At 70.8% G+C, this 16,335-nt stretch carries 10 protein-coding genes; 6 read left to right on the forward strand and 4 right to left on the reverse strand.

The features are described from left to right. A partial coding sequence (locus D7W82_RS31330; protein WP_120621828.1) for a DNA polymerase III subunit alpha occupies positions 1-2,394 on the reverse strand: 2,394 nt, incomplete at its 3' end. A gap of 285 nt (positions 2,395-2,679) precedes the next feature. On the opposite strand from D7W82_RS31330, the gene D7W82_RS31335 reads away from it, so the two are divergent. After that, positions 2,680-2,964 carry a hypothetical protein gene (locus D7W82_RS31335; protein WP_120621829.1) on the forward strand — a complete coding sequence of 95 codons (285 nt, stop codon included), beginning with the start codon at positions 2,680-2,682 and terminating at the stop codon, positions 2,962-2,964. 92 nt (positions 2,965-3,056) lie between these two features. Here the strand turns inward: D7W82_RS31335 and D7W82_RS31340 are convergent, their stop codons facing one another. Continuing rightward, a complete protein-coding gene (locus D7W82_RS31340; protein ID WP_120621830.1) occupies positions 3,057-3,902 on the reverse strand; it encodes an alpha/beta fold hydrolase in 846 nt (281 codons plus the stop codon). A gap of 126 nt (positions 3,903-4,028) precedes the next feature. Between D7W82_RS31340 and D7W82_RS31345 the strand changes: the two genes are divergently transcribed. The 5 genes from D7W82_RS31345 (at position 4,029) to D7W82_RS31365 (ending at position 14,730) form a co-directional block, all read left to right on the forward strand. Further along, positions 4,029-4,526, forward strand: a complete 498-nt coding sequence (locus D7W82_RS31345; protein WP_120621831.1) for an NfeD family protein — start codon at positions 4,029-4,031, stop codon at positions 4,524-4,526. Next, positions 4,517-5,596, forward strand: a complete 1,080-nt coding sequence (locus D7W82_RS31350) for an SPFH domain-containing protein (protein ID WP_120621832.1) — start codon at positions 4,517-4,519, stop codon at positions 5,594-5,596. The genes D7W82_RS31345 and D7W82_RS31350 overlap by 10 nt, the downstream gene beginning before the upstream one ends. A gap of 270 nt (positions 5,597-5,866) precedes the next feature. Then, a complete protein-coding gene (locus D7W82_RS31355; protein ID WP_120621833.1) occupies positions 5,867-7,372 on the forward strand; it encodes an ATP-binding cassette domain-containing protein in 1,506 nt (501 codons plus the stop codon). Positions 7,373-7,502: 130 nt separating this feature from the next. Next, the gene (locus tag D7W82_RS31360) at positions 7,503-10,400 is read left to right on the forward strand and encodes a CARDB domain-containing protein (protein ID WP_120621834.1); all 2,898 of its coding nucleotides are present in this window, start codon (positions 7,503-7,505) and stop codon (positions 10,398-10,400) included. Between the two features lie 205 nt (positions 10,401-10,605). Continuing rightward, positions 10,606-14,730, forward strand: coding sequence for a CARDB domain-containing protein (locus D7W82_RS31365; RefSeq protein ID WP_158617763.1), 4,125 nt, complete (start codon positions 10,606-10,608; stop codon positions 14,728-14,730). 45 nt (positions 14,731-14,775) lie between these two features. Here D7W82_RS31365 and D7W82_RS31370 read toward each other — a convergent pair whose 3' ends face one another. Together D7W82_RS31370 and D7W82_RS31375 are read right to left on the reverse strand one after the other, a co-directional pair. Beyond that, the gene (locus D7W82_RS31370) at positions 14,776-15,753 is read right to left on the reverse strand and encodes an NAD-dependent epimerase/dehydratase family protein (protein ID WP_120621836.1); all 978 of its coding nucleotides are present in this window, start codon (positions 15,751-15,753) and stop codon (positions 14,776-14,778) included. A 1-nt stretch (position 15,754) separates the two neighbouring features. After that, positions 15,755-16,288 carry a hypothetical protein gene (locus D7W82_RS31375; protein WP_120621837.1) on the reverse strand — a complete coding sequence of 178 codons (534 nt, stop codon included), beginning with the start codon at positions 16,286-16,288 and terminating at the stop codon, positions 15,755-15,757. Positions 16,289-16,335 lie beyond the last annotated feature (47 nt).

A 16,335-nucleotide genomic window follows, 5' to 3' on the forward strand; every position in this document is an offset into this window, starting at 1 on the left:
GGACTCGCCCAGCCCCCGCACCATCCTCAACCCCAGCCGCACCGCCCCGTCCTCCAAGGTGCAGTCCCAGTTCGAGCGGCGCACGTCCACCGGCCGCACCTCCACGCCGTGCCGCTGCACGTCCGCCACCAGCGTGTGCGGCGCGTAGAACCCCATGGGCTGTGAATTGAGCAGCGCCGCCGTGAAGGCCGCCGGGTAGTGGCACTTCAGCCAGCTGGACGCATAGGCAATCAACGCGAAGCTCGCGGAGTGGCTCTCCGGGAACCCGTAGTGCGCGAACCCCCGGAAGTGGTCGAACCACTCCTCCGCCTGCTTTCGCGTGTAGCCCTTCGCCTCGCAGCCCTCCACGAAGCGGCCCCGGTACGGGAGGATGCGCGCCTCCGCCTGCTTGTGGCTCAACGCCCGCCGCAGGCCGTCCGCCTCTCCCGCGCTGAAGCCCGCCGCCACCATCGCGAGCCGCATCGCCTGCTCCTGGAAGAGCGGCACGCCCAGCGTCTTCTGGAGGATGCCGCGCACCTCCTCGCTGGGGTACGTCACCGCCTCCTGGCCGTGCCGCCGGCGCAGGTACGGGTGCACCATGTTCCCCACGATGGGCCCCGGCCGGATGAGGGCGATCTGCACCACCAGGTCGTAGAACTCCCGGGGCTGGAGCCGCGGCAGCATGTTCATCTGCGCGCGGCTCTCAATCTGGAACACGCCCACCGTGTCCGCGTTGCACAGCATGTCGTAGACCTTCGGATCCTCCGGCGGCACCGTGGCCAGGGACAGCTCGCGGCCGTAATGCTTTTGAATGAGGGCGAAGCAGCGCGACAGCGCCGTCAACATGCCCAGCGCCAGCAGGTCCACCTTCAGGAGCCCCACCGCGTTGATGTCGTCCTTCTCCCACTGGATGACCGTGCGGCCCGGCATCGCCGCGTTCTCCACCGGCACCAGGTCCACCAGCGGCTCGCGCGTCATCACGAAGCCGCCCACGTGGATGGACAGGTGCCGGGGCACGCCCTCCAGCTCCTTCGCCACCGACAGCGTCCGCAGCACCCGCCCGTCCGTCGGTGACAGTCCCGCTTCCTGGAGCACGTCCTGCGTCACCTGGAAGCCGTGCGACGACGCCACCCGCGACAGCCGGTCCACCTGATCCAACGACAGCCCCAGCGCCTTGCTCGCCTCGCGCAGCGCGAGCCGCCCCCGGTAGCAGATGACTTCGCACACCATGCCGGCGTGGCGACGGCCGTGCTTCTCGTAGACGTACTGGAGCACCTCCTCGCGCCGCTCGTGCTCGAAGTCCACGTCGATGTCCGGCGGCTCCTTGCGCTCCATGCTGAGGAAGCGCTCGAACAAGAGCCCCATCCGCACCGGATCAATGGCGGTGATCCCCAGCGCGTAGCAGACCGCCGAGTTCGCCGCGCTGCCCCGCCCCTGGCACAGGATGCCCCGCCCCCGCGCGAACATCACGATGTCCCACAGCGACAGGAAGTACCCCGCGAAGTCCAGCGCCGCGATGAGCCGCAGCTCGTGGTCGATCTGCTTCGTCACCGCGGGCGGCACGCCTCCCGGATAGCGCGTGCGCAGGCCCGCCTCCGTGAGCACCCGCAGGTGCTCATCCGCCGTGCGGCCTTGCGGCAGGTCCTCCTCCGGGAAGCGGTAGTGCAGCGCGTCCAGGGACGCCTCGCAGCGCGACGCCAGCTCCACCGTGCGCGCCAGCGCGTCCGGCCGGTCCGCGAACAGCCGCGCCATGTCCCCGGGGGACTTCAGCGTCCGCTCCGCGTTCGGGAACAGCCGCGTGCCCGCCTGATCCACCGTCACCCCGTGGCGGATGGACGTGAGCACGTCCTGGAGCACCTGCCGGTCGCGGTGGTGCGTGTGCACGTCGTTGTGGACCACCAGCGGCACGCCCAGCGCTCGGGCCAGCGCTTCCGCTCGCGCCTCCCGGGCCGCGTCCCCCGCGGACAGCGAGCGGCTCAGGCCCACGTGGAAGCCGCCGGGAAACGCCTCCGCCAGCGGGGCCACCGCCTCCAGCGGCGCGGGGCCCGGGAGCAGCGCGAGCAGCCCCGACGCGTGCTCCGCCACCTTGCGCCAGGGCACGCCCGCCTCCCCCTTGGGGTGCGTCATCCGGCCGTGGGACACCAGCCGGCACAGGTTCGAGTACCCGGTCGCGTCCCTCGCGTACACCACCACCGGCGGGCCGTCCTCCAGCGTCAGCTCCGCGCCCAGGAGCAGCTTCACGCCGTGCTCCTTCGCCGCGAGGTGCGCCTTCACCGCGCCGTAGAGCCCGTCCCTGTCCGTCAGCGCCAGCGCGGACAGCCCCAGCCGGGCCGCGGTGGCCACCAGCTCCTCCGGATGGGAGGCGCCGTGCAGGAAGGAGAAGTGGGACCGGCAGACCAGCTCGGCATAGCTCACACCTGATCAAGATACTGAGCGGGCGTTCAGGCGCTAGATTGGATCTCCGTTTCGCGAGCGGGCGACTTCATGGGTTGTGCCAGATGCGCGGAGTGAAGACAGACCCCATCCCTGCCTTGAGCTGCCATCAGAAGGACGCCCCGTCATTGCCTTCAGCACTGGCGCATATTTCCAGCCTTTCCATTCTTGGACTGTTTTTGCGCCCAGCCATGACCAGGACAGCCTTTGGTTTTCGTATGAATTCCTGCTGGACGCCGTTCAACCCATGCAGCCAGGAGTTCCACCATGAAACTCATCAAGACCCTTCTCGTCGGCGCCGTTGGTTCCTTCCTCTTCCCGCTGACCGCAAGCGCCATCCCCCCGGAATGCTTCGAGCAGTGCCAGCCCACCAGCTCCTGCAGCCTGCTCTGCTACGATGGCCGAGTCATCACGTGCGGCGCTTACGGCATCTGCAGCGACCTCATGATCGCCCCGTCCGAGCCGCAGGCGTCCGCGCAGCAGCCCGCGCCCGCCCAGGCTGACGACGCGGAAGCCGTCTGCCGGGCCCCCGCCGACCAGGCCCAGGGCTGATAGCCGTTGCGGCTCCTGCTCCTGGAGCGGTGTCCCCACCGGCTCCAGGAGTGGTGTTTGATTTGTCATTGGGCTCCGGGTGAACAACCCGGTCAGCCGCTCGCCGCCATCGCCTCTTCCTGGAGCGAGGTGCGCTCCACCTCCTCCAGGAAGTCCCCCAGCGCGACGTTGACCGCCTGGGGCTGCTCCAGGATGCACATGTGCCCGCCGCAGCTCAGCCGCTTGAGCCGCGCGCCCCGGATGCGCTGGTGCAGCCGCTCCGCCACCGCCGGCACCGTCACCGCGTCCTCCTCCCCCACCAGCACCAGGGTCGGCGTCTGGATGCGGTGCAGCTCCCCCTCCACGCTGCGGCGGTGGATGACGCCCTGCATGGCGCGCCACACCGCGCGCGGGTTCGCCACCAGCTGCCGGCGCAACAACGCCCGCTCCGCGGCGCGCTCCGGATCCCTCATGAACGTGCGCCCGAAGTAGAGCGACATGATCCGGTCCACCACCGGCCTCAGCCCCAGCCAGTGCGTGAGCGTCGTCAGCACCCGGTAGCGCGCCAGCGTCAGCGGCAGCTCCGCCGCGGCGGACGAGTCCAGGAGAGCCAGCGAGCGCAGGAGCTCCGGGTGCCGGGCGGCCAGCCTCAGCCCCACGAAGCCACCCATGGACTGGCCCACGAAGTGGCACGGCGCCAGCCCCAGCGCCTGGATGACGGCCACCGCGTCCTCGTACACGGTGCGCAGGTCGATGACCGAGTCGCCGGGCGGGGGCTCGCTCATCCCCTGGCCCCGGTGGTCGTACACGATGCAGCGGTAGTGGCCCCTCAGGGCCTCCACCTGCCGGTGGAACAGACGGGAGTCCCAGAGCAGCCCGTGGCTGAAAAGCACCGGCTCCCCGCTTCCCCCCGTGTCCTCGTAGTACAGTCGTGCACCACGGATGGACAGGTATGGCATCTGCTTTTCTCCCGGCTTGGACCCCCTTAGGCCCTTGCCCGGAACCCACCCTCCGTTTTGATTGATTCCGGATGCTCGGCTGCCCGGTTTGACAGGGGGCCAAGGCCGCTGCCAAACAAGGACCCCATGGACACCACCGCCTGGCAGCTCTGGCTGATCGCCGCCATCGTCCTGGGCGTGCTGGAGATCAAGCTCTCCGGCTTCGTGACGCTCTGGCTCGCCGTGGGCGCGCTGATGGCCTCCCTGATGGCCGGGGCGGGCCTGGGCCTCAACAGCCAGCTCTTCGCCTTCACCCTGGTGTCCGCCGTCCTCTTCGGCGCGTCCCGCACCATCTTCAAGAACGTTTTCATGCGGGACGCCGTGCACTTGAAGACGGGCGTGGAGGCGATGCTGGGCCAGGAGGCCGTGGTGATGGAGGCGCTGTCGGACGGGCATGGGGGCACCGTGCGCATCAACGGAGAGTTGTGGATGGCGCGCTCCCTGTCCGGGCCCCTGCCCGAGGGCGAGCGCGTCACCGTGGAGCAGATCGAAGGCCTCAAGTTGTGGGTGCGACGCCCGTCGGCGTCCCACGAAGTCGCGCTGCAACCAGCGCGGCAGAAGAAGGAGAACGCAGGATGGGACTGACCATTGTTCTGCTCGTCGCGGCCGCCGCCGTCGTGTTCGGGATCGTCACCGGTGTGCGCATCGTTCCCCAGGCCAAGGTGATGGTCGTGGAGCGGCTGGGGAAGTTCCACCGCGTGGCCTCCAGCGGCCTCAACATCCTCATCCCCTTCATGGACAGCCCGCGCGCCATGGAGATGCGCGCCGGCAACCGCTTCACGCGCAACACCCTGGTGGATCTGCGCGAGCAGGTCATGGGCTTCGAGACCGTCCAGGTCATCACCCATGACAACGTCAACATGGAGGTGGGCTCGGTCATCTACTACCAGATCGTCGATCCCGGCCGGGCGCTCTACCAGGTGGAGAACCTGGCGCTCGCCATCGAGCAGCTCACCATGACGAACCTGCGCAACGTCATGGGCGGCCTCACGCTGGACCAGACGCTGACGAGCCGCGAGACGGTCAACACCAAGCTGCGCATGGTGCTGGACGAGGCCACGGAGAAGTGGGGCGTGAAGGTGACGCGCGTGGAGCTGCGCGAGATTGAACCGCCCCAGGCCATCAAGTCCGCCATGGCCAAGCAGATGACGGCCGAGCGCGAGCGCCGCGCGGAGGTCACCAAGGCCGAGGGTGACAAGGCCGCCGCCATCCTCCAGGCCGAAGGCGAGAAGATCTCCCGCATCCTGCGCGCGGAGGCGGAGCGCGACGCGGAGATCGCCCGCGCGGAGGGCCACAAGCGCGCCGTGATGCTGGAGGCCGAGGGCAAGGCCGAGGCCACCCGCCTCACCTTCGAGGCCATCCACACCGGCCGGGCCACGCCGGAGGTGCTCGCGCTGCGCTACCTGGAGACGCTCCAGGAGCTGGGCAAGGGCGACAACAAGATGTTCGTCCCCTACGAGGCCACCGCCGCGCTGGGCTCCATCGCCACGCTGAAGGAGGTCTTCGCCAAGGACGACGCCCCGGCCGCCGCGCCCCAGCTTCCGCCCCGCGCCCCGTCGGCCGCCGCGCTGAGCGCCCAGGCCCTGGCCCGGAACGCCGCCGCGAGCGCCACCCTCCCCGCCACGCGCCGGGTGCAGCCGCCGTCTGACGAGTAGCGCGGGAATCGTTGTCAGGGCACCGGCGTTTCCCCGTCGGTGCCCGTGTCACGGCACGCGCCCCGGCCTTGTCATCCGCCCGGGCGGTGCCGCATGCTGCACCTGAAGCACCGGCTGTCCACGTGGGGAGAGGTCAGAGCTCTTCCCCTGAACGAGGTACGCGGAACCTTGAAGCTGTTCGCCTGAAACCCCGGTCCCCAGCTGTACCCCGCCGCCGCGCGCCCTCACCGGGCGTGTGCGCTGGCTTCCGGTTTCAGGAGTCGCTTCAACATGCCCTCGTCCTCCTCCGTGCGCGCGCACCGCGTCTGCTTTTCGTTCACCGATGCCATCCCCGTCCTCACCGACGTGGAGTTCCACCTCGCCCCCGGCTGGACGGGCCTCGTCGGCCCCAACGGCGCCGGCAAGTCCACCCTGCTGCGGCTGTTGTCCGGGGAGCTGACGCCCACGTCCGGGCAGCTCCAGTTCGAGCCGGACTCGCCGCTCGTGTGCCTGTGTCCGCAGGGCGTGGAGGCGCTCACGCCCGACATCACCGCCTTCGCGGACGCCTGGGACGCGCTGGCGCGCAGGCTCCAGGGCCAGCTGGGCCTGGACGTCACCGCGCTGGAGCGCTGGCCCACGCTGTCTCCGGGAGAGCGCAAGCGCTGGCAGGTGGGCGCGGCGCTCGCCCGCGAGCCGGACGTGCTGCTGCTGGATGAGCCCACCAACCACCTGGACGCGGAGGCGAGAGCGTGGCTGGTGGCCGCGCTGCGCCGCTTCCGGGGCGTGGGCGTCGTCGTGTCCCATGACCGCGAGTTCTTGGAGACGCTCACCCAGGCCACGCTGCGCGTGCACGGCGGCGAGGCGCACCTGTACCCGGGCGCCTACTCCGCCGCGAAGGGCCACTGGGAGGCGGAGCGAGAGGCGGAGATCGCCTCCCACCAGCAGTCCAAGGCGGAGCGGGACCGGGCCGCGCAGCTCCTGGACAACGCCCGGCGCGAGCACCAGGGCGCCACCCTGTCGCGCAGCACGTCGCGGCGGATGCGCAACAAGTACGACAGCGACGCGCGCGGCCTGGGGCCCTCCACGCTGGCCAGCTGGGCCGAGTCCCGCCTGGGTCACCAGGTCACCGTGAAGCGCCGCGAGCTGGAGCGCGCCGAGGCCGCGGTGGGCAGCTTCACCGTGGACAAGACGGTGGGCCGCTCCGTGTTCGTGGACTACGTGCGCTCGCCCAACCCGTGGCTCTTCACCTTCGACACGCCGGGCCTGAAGGCCGGCGACGTGGAGGTGCTGGGCCCCACGCGCCTGGACGTGGACCGCGAGGCGCGCATCCGCATCGAGGGCCCCAACGGCGCCGGCAAGACGACGCTCCTGAAGGCCCTGCTGGAGCAGTCGCGCGTGCCTCGCGAGAAGCTCCTGTACCTGCCCCAGGACCTGGGCGCGGAGGAGACGCGCGCCCTGCTGGACACGGTGCGCGAGCTGCCCCCGGAGGAGCGCGGCCGGGTGATGTCCCTGGTGGCCGCGCTGGGGGTGGATCCGCACCGGCTGCTCGCGTCCGAGCAGCCGTCACCCGGCGAGGCGCGCAAGCTGGCCATCGCGCGCGGCCTGGGCCAGCACGCCTGGGCCCTGGTGCTGGACGAGCCCACCAACCACCTGGACCTGCCATCCATCGAACGGCTGGAGGCGGCGCTGCACGACTACCCGGGCGCGCTGCTGCTCGTCACCCACGACGCGCCCTTCGCCCGCTCCTGCACCACCACGCGCTGGCTCGTGGCGAACGGACGCGTGGAGGTGGAGTGAAACAGACTCTGTCCGGAAAACACTGAAACTTGTTATTCGTCCCGGTGTTTCACTCCTAGAAAAGGCGTGCAGGCCCGGTGGATGTCACACCGGGCCTGTACCGTCTTCTCCCCCCATTCCAGGAGTCCGTATGTCTCGGCGTACGCCGCCATGGCGGCATTCGTGTCTCTTCATCACGGGCGCGCTCGCGCTCACCGGCTGTTCCAGCGGTTCCACCCCGGAGGAAGCCCCCGCGATGGCGCAGCAGGCCGGTGCGCTCGTCCCCGGCCCGGACCTGCGCATCACGGAGCTGACGGCTCCGGACAACGCGACGCCCGGGCAGCCCATCACCGTCACCGCGAAGGTCTGCAACACCGGTGACCAGCCCGTGTACTCCAGCACCCCCCAGCTCCAGGTGTACCTGTCCACCACGCCCACGCAGCAGTTGCCCGAGCCGGGGATGCCGCCCTCCTCCGTCCAGCTCACCCAGGGTCAGACGGACGTGGGGCCGGTGTCCGCCGGCCAGTGCGTGACCCGTTCGCTGGACATCTTCGTCAGCCCGCCCTCGGGGTTCAATGGCAACGCCGTCTACTACCTGGGAGCCGGCGTCGACACGTCCCGGGTGGTGCAGGAGTCGGATGAGACCAACAACCTCTTCGTCCGCGGCCTGATGGGCGTGGGCATCCGGGCCGACCTGGTCGTCACCCGGGTGGACGCGCCGGCGAACCTGGCGCCAGGCCAGTCCTTCAGCGCCACCGCGACGGTGTGCAACCGGAGCGCGACGACCAGCACCAACGTCCCCGTGCAGCTGTACCTGTCCACGGTGAACGGGTTGACGGTGCCGTCGTCGTCCGTCCCGTCCCCCTCCACGCAGTCGATGATTGGCGGCGCGGACATTGGCAATGTGCCCGCTGGGCAGTGCCGGGAGGTGCCCATCCTTGGCAACGTCCTGATGCCCTCCACGCCGGTGCCGCCGGGCACGCCCCTGTACCTGGGCGCCATCGCGGATCCGCAGGGGCAGTTGCAGGAGCTGCGCGAGGACAACAACACGTTCATCCAGGGGCTGGTGGGCGTGGGCACCGCCGCGGACCTCGTGGTCCGCTCCGTGACGGGGCCCGCGAGCGTGCGCCAGGGCGACCCGCTCCAGGCGGCGGTGACGGTGTGCAACACGGGCTTCCAATCCGCCTCCAACTTCGACGTGAAGGTGGTGCTGTCCACGGTGCCGTCGCTGGCGGCCCCGTCGACGCAGCCCCGTCCCCCGACCGAGGCCCCGGTGGGGAGCGCCTCCGTGCCGTCGCTGCCCGCGGGCCAGTGCACCACCCGCACGGTGCAGGGCCCCGCCTACCGGCCGCCCACGAGCCTCTATGAGCAGCCCCTGTACCTGGGCGCCATCGTGAACCCGTCCCGGAGCGTGCCGGAGCTGCGCGAGGACAACAACACCCGCGCGGACACACTGGTGGGCGTGGGAAATGCCCCGGACCTCACCGTCGTCTCGCTGGACGTCCCCACCAACGCGCCGTCCTATGCCCCATTCACGGTGTCCGCGAAGGTCTGCAACCAGGGCACGGCGCGCTCCACGGACGTGCCGCTGGAGGTCTACGTCACGAACGAGCCCTCGCTGGTCATCGCGCCGTCCGGTCCGCCGCCCATGTCCGCCATGATGATGGGGTCGGTCCAGGTGCCGGCGCTGGAGCCGCGTGAGTGCTTCACCCGCCAGGTGGACGGCTATCCCGTCGTGCCCGGCGGGACGGCCATGCCGAACCCGACGCTGTACGTGGGCGCGGTGGTGGATCCGCGCGCGTCGCTCCTGGAGCTGCGCGAGGACAACAACGTGTCCGCCCTGTCCCGCATCGGGCTGGGGTCCGGCCCGGACCTCGTCGTGCGCACGCTGACGGCGCCCGCCAGCCTCAAGCCCGGCACGTCGCTGTGGACGGACGTGAAGGTCTGCAACGAGGGCACCCAGTACGCGCCGCCCTCCACGGTGGGCCTCTTCCTGTCCACCACGCCCACGGTGGCGCCGCCCACCCAGAATCCGCCGCCGACGTCCCAGGTGCCGGTGGGCACGGTGGAGGTGTCATCGCTTCAGCCGGGCGCCTGCGCGCTGTACCCGAAGACGGTGTACGTCTCCGCTCCTCCGCCGGGGACCACGCCGGCGCAGCCGCTGTACCTGGCGGCCATCGCGGACGTGGGCCAGCAGCTGGTGGAGCTGCGCGAGGACAACAACACCCGCGCCGCCGGCCCGCTCGTCATTGGCAATGGCCCGGACCTGGTGGTGACGGACGTCACCGGCCCCTCCACCGCCATCCCCTGGGGCCCCGTCGCGCTGAACGTGACGGTGTGCAACGTGGGGACGGAGACGGCGGGTCCCTTCCAGCTGATGGGCGTCATCGCGATGGAGCAGACGCTGTCCACGCAGTCCCCGCCCCCCGCGCCGTCCGAGTCCGTGGTGGGCGTGGTGTCCCTGTCGTCGCTGCCCGCGGGCCAGTGCGTGACCGGGCCCATCAGCGGTCCCACGCCTCCGCCCTACCTGGCGGATCCCAACAGCCCGCTCTACCTGGGAGCCCGCGTGGACAGCGCCAACCAGGTGATGGAGCTGCGCGAGGACAACAACACCCGCGTGACGTCACGGCTCGTCATGGGCGCCGGCCCGGACCTGGTGGTGCGCTCGGTGACGGCGCCCACGAACCTGCCGCTGTACAGCTCCTTCAACGCGCAGGTGACGGTCTGCAACGAGGGAAACACGTCCACGTACGGCTCCGTACTGTTGGAGCTGATCATCACCCCGGAGAAGTCCCTCTACGTGCCCGGCCCGGGCCAGCAGGCGTACACCCAGGTGCAGAACTCCGTGGGCGGCCTCGGGGTGCCCCCGCTCGGCGCGGGCGCGTGCACCACGCTGCCGGTGCAGGGCAGCCTCATGCGTCCCTACCCGGCCATGCCCGGACAGTCCCTCTACCTGGGCGCCATCATCGACTCGCAGAACCAGGTGCTGGAGCTCATCGAGGACAACAATGGGCTGACCATGGCCATGCCCATTGGCCAGGTGCCGTAAGGGGGTTCTTCCAGGGAGGATTCCCTGACGCTTGAGATGGCACTCGCCGGCCGGGGTCTTCAAGAACCCCGGCCGGCGTTTGTCATTCGGGGATGCGGCGCCTTGGCTTTTCGCATGTCAGGGCATGCATTTAGTGTCCGACCAGCGTCGGACCCGGCCCGGCTGCCGGCGCCTCGTCGATTTCACATACCCCCAAGGAGAACACATGCAACGGCACTCGCCGTCATGGAGACACGCGTGTCTGCTCATCGCGGGCACGCTCGTCATCACTGGCTGTGGAAGTGAAGGCGCGTCGTCCAACACGAACCCCGCCCGCGGTCAAAGCCATCCATTGGACCACGGTCCGGACCTGGTCATCACCGCGCTGCGCGCCCCCGACAGCGTTCGCGACGGACATGACTTCACCGCCAGCGTGAAGGTCTGCAACCAGGGCTCCGCGGCCGCGTATCCCCAGAGCGGCGGCACGTTCGTGCAGCTGTACCTGTCCACGACCGCGACCCAGCAGGTGCCCGACCCCAACGCTCCGCCCCCGACCCAGCAGGTCACCGTGGGCGAAAAGGAGGTGGGGCCGCTGGAGCCCCAGCAGTGCGTCACGCGCACCGTGACCGCCCACGCGCAGGTGCCTCCCGGGCAGCCCGGCACCGCCTTCTATCTGGGCGCCAGCGTCGACACGGGGCAGGCCGTGGCGGAGCTGGATGAGACGAACAACGGCTTCGTGCGCGGCCTGATGGGCGTGGGCATGGGCCCGGACCTCGTGGTCTCCGAGGTGAAGACGCCCGCGAGCGTCCGGCCGGGAGATTCCTTCCTCGCCGACGTGCGCGTCTGCAATGTGGGCACGGAGCCCTCGTCCTACTCCAGCGCGGAGATCTACCTCTCCACGCTGGACGCCCTGAGCCTTCCCACGCCGGGTGCGCCGACGGATACCCAGGTGAAGGTGGGCGTGATGATCGTGCCGCCGCTGGAGGCGGACCGCTGCCTCACGGTCCGGGTGCCGGCGTTCCCCCAGCTTCCCCCGGCGGCCACGCAGCCCGGGCAGCCGCTGTACGTGGGCGCCATCGTCAACCCGGAGCAGCAGGGCGAACTGCGCGAGGACAACAACACGCGCGTCGCGGGCCGGTTGAGCCTGGGCAACCAGGCCGACCTGGTGGTCACCGACGTGACGGGGCCCACGAACATCGATCCGGGGACGCATCTCTCCGGCTCCGTGACGGTGTGCAACGTGGGCACGGACCGGGCCACGGACGTGCGCGCGAAGGTGCTCCTGTCCACGGAGGCCTCGCTGGCCGCCTCGCAGCAGCCCGGCTCCCAGACGGAGTCCTTCATCGGCCAGGTGCAGGCGCCGGGGCTGGACGCCGGACGGTGTGTCACGCTGCCGGTGTCCGGCTCCGCGTCCCCGCCCCCGGCCTTCCAGCCGGGCACGCCGCTGTACCTGGGCGCGCGCGTGGACGGGATGCAGTCCGTCCAGGAGCTGCGTGACGACAACAACACCTTCACGAAGGGCACCGTGGGCGTGGGTCATGGCCCCGACCTGGTGGTGCGGTCGCTCAAGGGCCCCGCCCACCTCCCGGATTCCTATTCGTTCCCCGTCGAGGCGAAGGTCTGCAACGTGGGCACGGGCTCCATGTATGGATACGCCTCCCTGGAGCTCTACCTCTCCACGGAAGCCGAGGTGACGCTCCCGCCGTCGTCCGGGCCCGCCCCCGTGCAGACCCAGGCATCCGTGGGCGTGGCGAACGTGTCCTACCTGTCCGCCGGCCAGTGCCAGACGGTGCGGGTGAACGCCTACCACAACCTGCCCATGGAGGCGCAGCAGGGTCAGCCCCTGTACCTGGGCGCGGCCATCGACGCGTTCCGGAGCGTCCAGGAGCTGAACGAGGACAACAACACGTTCATCCAGGGGCTGGTGGGCACGGGACCGGAACCGGACCTGGTGATCAAGGACGTGCGCGCTCCCGCGAACGTCCGTGACGGCCAGCCCTTCAGCGCGACCTATACGGTCTGCAACCAGGGCGCCTCCTCCGTGTATGGCTATGGGGTCTCGCTGTTCCTCTCCACGGAGGCCGAGCCACCCGCGTCGCGGCCGTATCCGGCGGCCCCCGTGTTCGCGGAGCTCCCGCGGGCCTATGCCTCCCAGGGCCGCGCCCAGCCCTACCCGACGCTTGGGGCCGGGCAGTGCACGACCCAGCGATCCACGTTCCACGCCTCGCGTCCTGTTGACTGGATGCCCGTGCCGCTCGAGCGGCCCCTGAATCTGAGCGCGGTCGTGGACATGCCGGGGTTCGAGTCGCGCGTGGACAACAACGGCTTCGCCGCGGGCATCGTCGGCATGGGCGATGGGCCGGACCTCGTCATCACCGACATCCAGGGGCCCGCCAGCGTGCGGCCCGGGAGCTCCTTCACCAGCAAGGTGAAGGTCTGCAACGTGGGCACACAGCCGCTGGGTGGCAGCGCGCGCGTGGCGCTCTACCTGAGCGTGGACGACACCCTGCCGGCGCCGGAGCCGATGGCGTCCCCGCCCATGTCGATGGGAGGCCAGAGGTTCGTGGGGGACGCGTCCCTGCCGCCGCTGGCCCCGGGGGGCTGCACCACGCGGGAGATCTCCGGGTGGGCGGATGCGCCGCCCGACGCGGTTCCGTACCGCCCGCTGTATCTGGGGGCCGTCGTCAACCCGGAGGCGATGACGCACGAGCTGCGCTGGGACAACAACACCCGCGTGGCGGGCCCCCTGAGCGTGGGCCATGGGCCGGACCTGGTGGTCACCTCCGTGGAGGCCCCCTCCACCGTCGCGCCGTGGGAGCCGTTCGCCGCCACCGTGCGCGTCTGCAACGTGGGCACCGAACCCATGAACTCCTCCGAGGTGGCGCTCGTCGTGTCCACGGAGGAGACCTGGAACCTGCCTCCGCAGGACGCGCCGGCACCGTTCCCCAACTCCAGCCAGTACGTGGCGGGGTTCCTGAACGTCGCGCCGCTCCAGGCCGGGCAGTGCGTGAGCACCCTGGGGATGGTGTCCGCCGAGCGGCCCGCGGGCGCGTCACCGGAGCAGTCCCTGTACCTGAGCGCCGCCGTGGATATGAGCCAGATGCGGACGGAGCTGCGCGAGGACAACAACGTCTTCGTGAAGGGGCGCCTGGGCGTGGGGACGGAGGCCGACCTGGTCATCACCGCGCTGAAGACGCCCGCCAGCATCGTTCCGGACGAGACCTTCACCACCACCGTGACGGTCTGCAACCAGGGCTCCCAGTCCTCCTCGGGCAGCGTGTCGGTGACGCTGCAACTGCTGACCCATCCCGAGCTGTCCATGACTCCGCAGAACGCGCCCCCGGTGCCCTACGAGGAGTCCATGGGCGAGTTCACCCTCCCCTCGCTGGCCGCGCACACCTGCGTCACCACGCCGCTGACCAGCCACATCTACGGGTCCATGAGCGGGGAGCCGCGCCCGTACTACGTGGCGGCCACGGTGGACCGGAACTGGAGCAACCCGGAGGTGCGCAAGGACAACAACACCTTCGTCGGGCCGCGCGTGGGCGTAGGGAACGCGCCGGACCTCGTCATCACCGCGATCGGCGGGCCGGCGAACATCGAACCCAGTGGACAGGCGCAGGTGCCCGTCACCGTCTGCAACCAGGGCACTCAGCCCTCCGCCTCCCAGATGGTGGAGTTCTTCCTCTCCACGGACTCCACCCCGCCGGAGCTGGACTCCCTCGAAGGGTTCCCCGAGCCGGGCTCCGGCGTGTCCCTGGCGGGAACGGCGGACATTCCGTCCCTGCCCGCGAACGCATGCATCACGAAGGAAGGCTCCTTCCACGCCGATGCGCCCGCCACGGAGCCGGAAGCGCCCCTCTTCCTGGGAGCCATCGTGCGCGCCTGGAGCTTCAACGACGAGCTGCGCACGGACAACAACGCCTTCGTGCGGGGCCGCATCGGCGTGGGGTTCGCGCCGGACCTGGTCGTCACGGAAGTCACCGCGCCGTTCGCCGTGCGTGGGGGTGAGATGTTCACCACCACCGTGACGGTCTGCAACCAGGGCACGCAGCCCTCGACGTGGAACAGCCAGGTGGAGCTCCTGCTCTCCACCCAGCCCACCCTGGCGTTCTCGGACGAGATGCCGGACGCCTCCATCCAGGTGCCCCTGGGCGAGCTGGACGTGGGCTCCCTGGAGGCGGGGGCCTGCACGACGCGTCAGCTCCTGACCTCCGCGGACACGCTGCCCGGCTACCAGGGCTCCGGGCTGTTCTACCTGGGCGCGCTGGTGGACGCTCAGCGGTGGGTGACGGAGCTGCGCGAGGACAACAACGCCTTCGTCGAGAACTTCCTCGCGGTGCTGCCGTAGCCACACGCCGCGGTACGTAGGACGCGCGGGCGCCGGCCGGGGTCTTCACGAGCCCCGGTCGGCGCTCCACTCGCGGTACCACGCCACCAGCCGGGCCACGCCCGCGTCCACGGACACGCGCGGCCGGAAGCCCGTCTCCGCCTCCAGCCGCGAGGTGTCCGCCCACGTGGAGACCATCTCCGCGGGCGCCGAGGGCACGGACGTCACGCGGGCCTTCGCGCCCCAGTGCCGCTCCAGCAGGCCCACGAAGTCCCCCAGCGCCACCGGCTCGCCATGGCCCACGTTGAGCAGCCGGTGCGGCGGGCTCCCCGACGGCGGGCGGTCCAGCACGCGCAGCACGGCCTCCGCCACGTCGTCCACGAAGGTGAAGTCGCGCCGCATCCGCCCGTCGCCGTGCAGCCGGAAGGGCTCACCGTTCGCCAGCGCGCGCAGGAACAAGAGCGGCGCCATGTCCGGGCGTCCCCACGGGCCGTAGACCGTGAAGAAGCGCAGGCCGCTGGTGGGCAGCCGGTGCAGGTGGCTGTACGCGTGCGCCATCAGCTCGTTGGCGCGCTTGGTGGCGCCGTAGAGGTTGAGCGGCTGATCCACGGGCGCGTCCTCGCGGAACGGAGCGGGCGTGGCCGCGCCGTACACGGAGCTGGAGGACGCGTAGACGAGGTGCTGGACGCGCGCCTCGCGGCAGGCCTCCAGCACGCGCACGAAGCCCGTCACGTTGGTGTCCGCGTACGCCGGGGCCTCCGCGTCCGGGGCCCGCACGCCCACGCGCGCGGCCAGGTGCACCACGCCCTCCGGACGCGCGGCCGTGAACGCCTGTCCCAGCCGGGCCGCGTCGGTGATGTCCCCGGAGAGGAACGTGAAGCCGCGCGCGCCGGCCAGCCGCTGGAGGCGCGAGCGCCGCAGCGCCACGTCCCCGGGGGCCGCGTCCAGCGCGTCCAGGCCCACCACCGTGTCGCCCCGGGAGAGGAGCCGCTCGCAGACGTGGGCACCGATGAAGCCCGCGGCGCCCGTCACCAGCACCCGCATGTCACGGCACCACCTGCACCGCGTCGATGACGGCCCGGCGCAGGAACGAGTTCCAGTCCGTCGCGGACTGGTAGGCGCTCACCACCGGCTGCGAGCGGAACGTGTCCGTCCAGAGCACCTGGCCGTTGGGGTCCACCATGCCCAGCCGCAGCACCACGTCCACCCGGTTGAGCACCGACGCGCCGGACACGTCCAGCCAGTCCAGGATGACCACCACCGCGGCCTCGGCCTTGTTCTGCTGGATGAAGGACGCCACCTCGTCCGTGAGCGGCACCGGGGCCTGGGACTGGCGCGTGGCCACGACCTCGAAGCCGCGCGAGAGGAGCTCCGCCTCCGTCTGCCGGGCCAGCACCGTGCGCGGGTTGCTCTCCCCGATGATGTCCTGGCGGAACGAACCCGTGGGCAGCACGTCCACGCGCGAGCCCGACACCACCACCACCTTGCGGATGGCTCCCTCCGGGCGCACCTGCCGGGCGGCGCAGGCCGGAAGGACGAGGGACACGAGGAGCAGCGGGAGGAGTCGTGCGGGGCTCATGCCGTCACGCTAGGCCACAAGCGGCGGGGCCTCCACCCCGACCGCAC

Origin of the sequence: Corallococcus sp. CA049B (assembly GCF_003611685.1) — a bacterium.
GTDB lineage: Bacteria > Myxococcota > Myxococcia > Myxococcales > Myxococcaceae > Corallococcus > Corallococcus coralloides.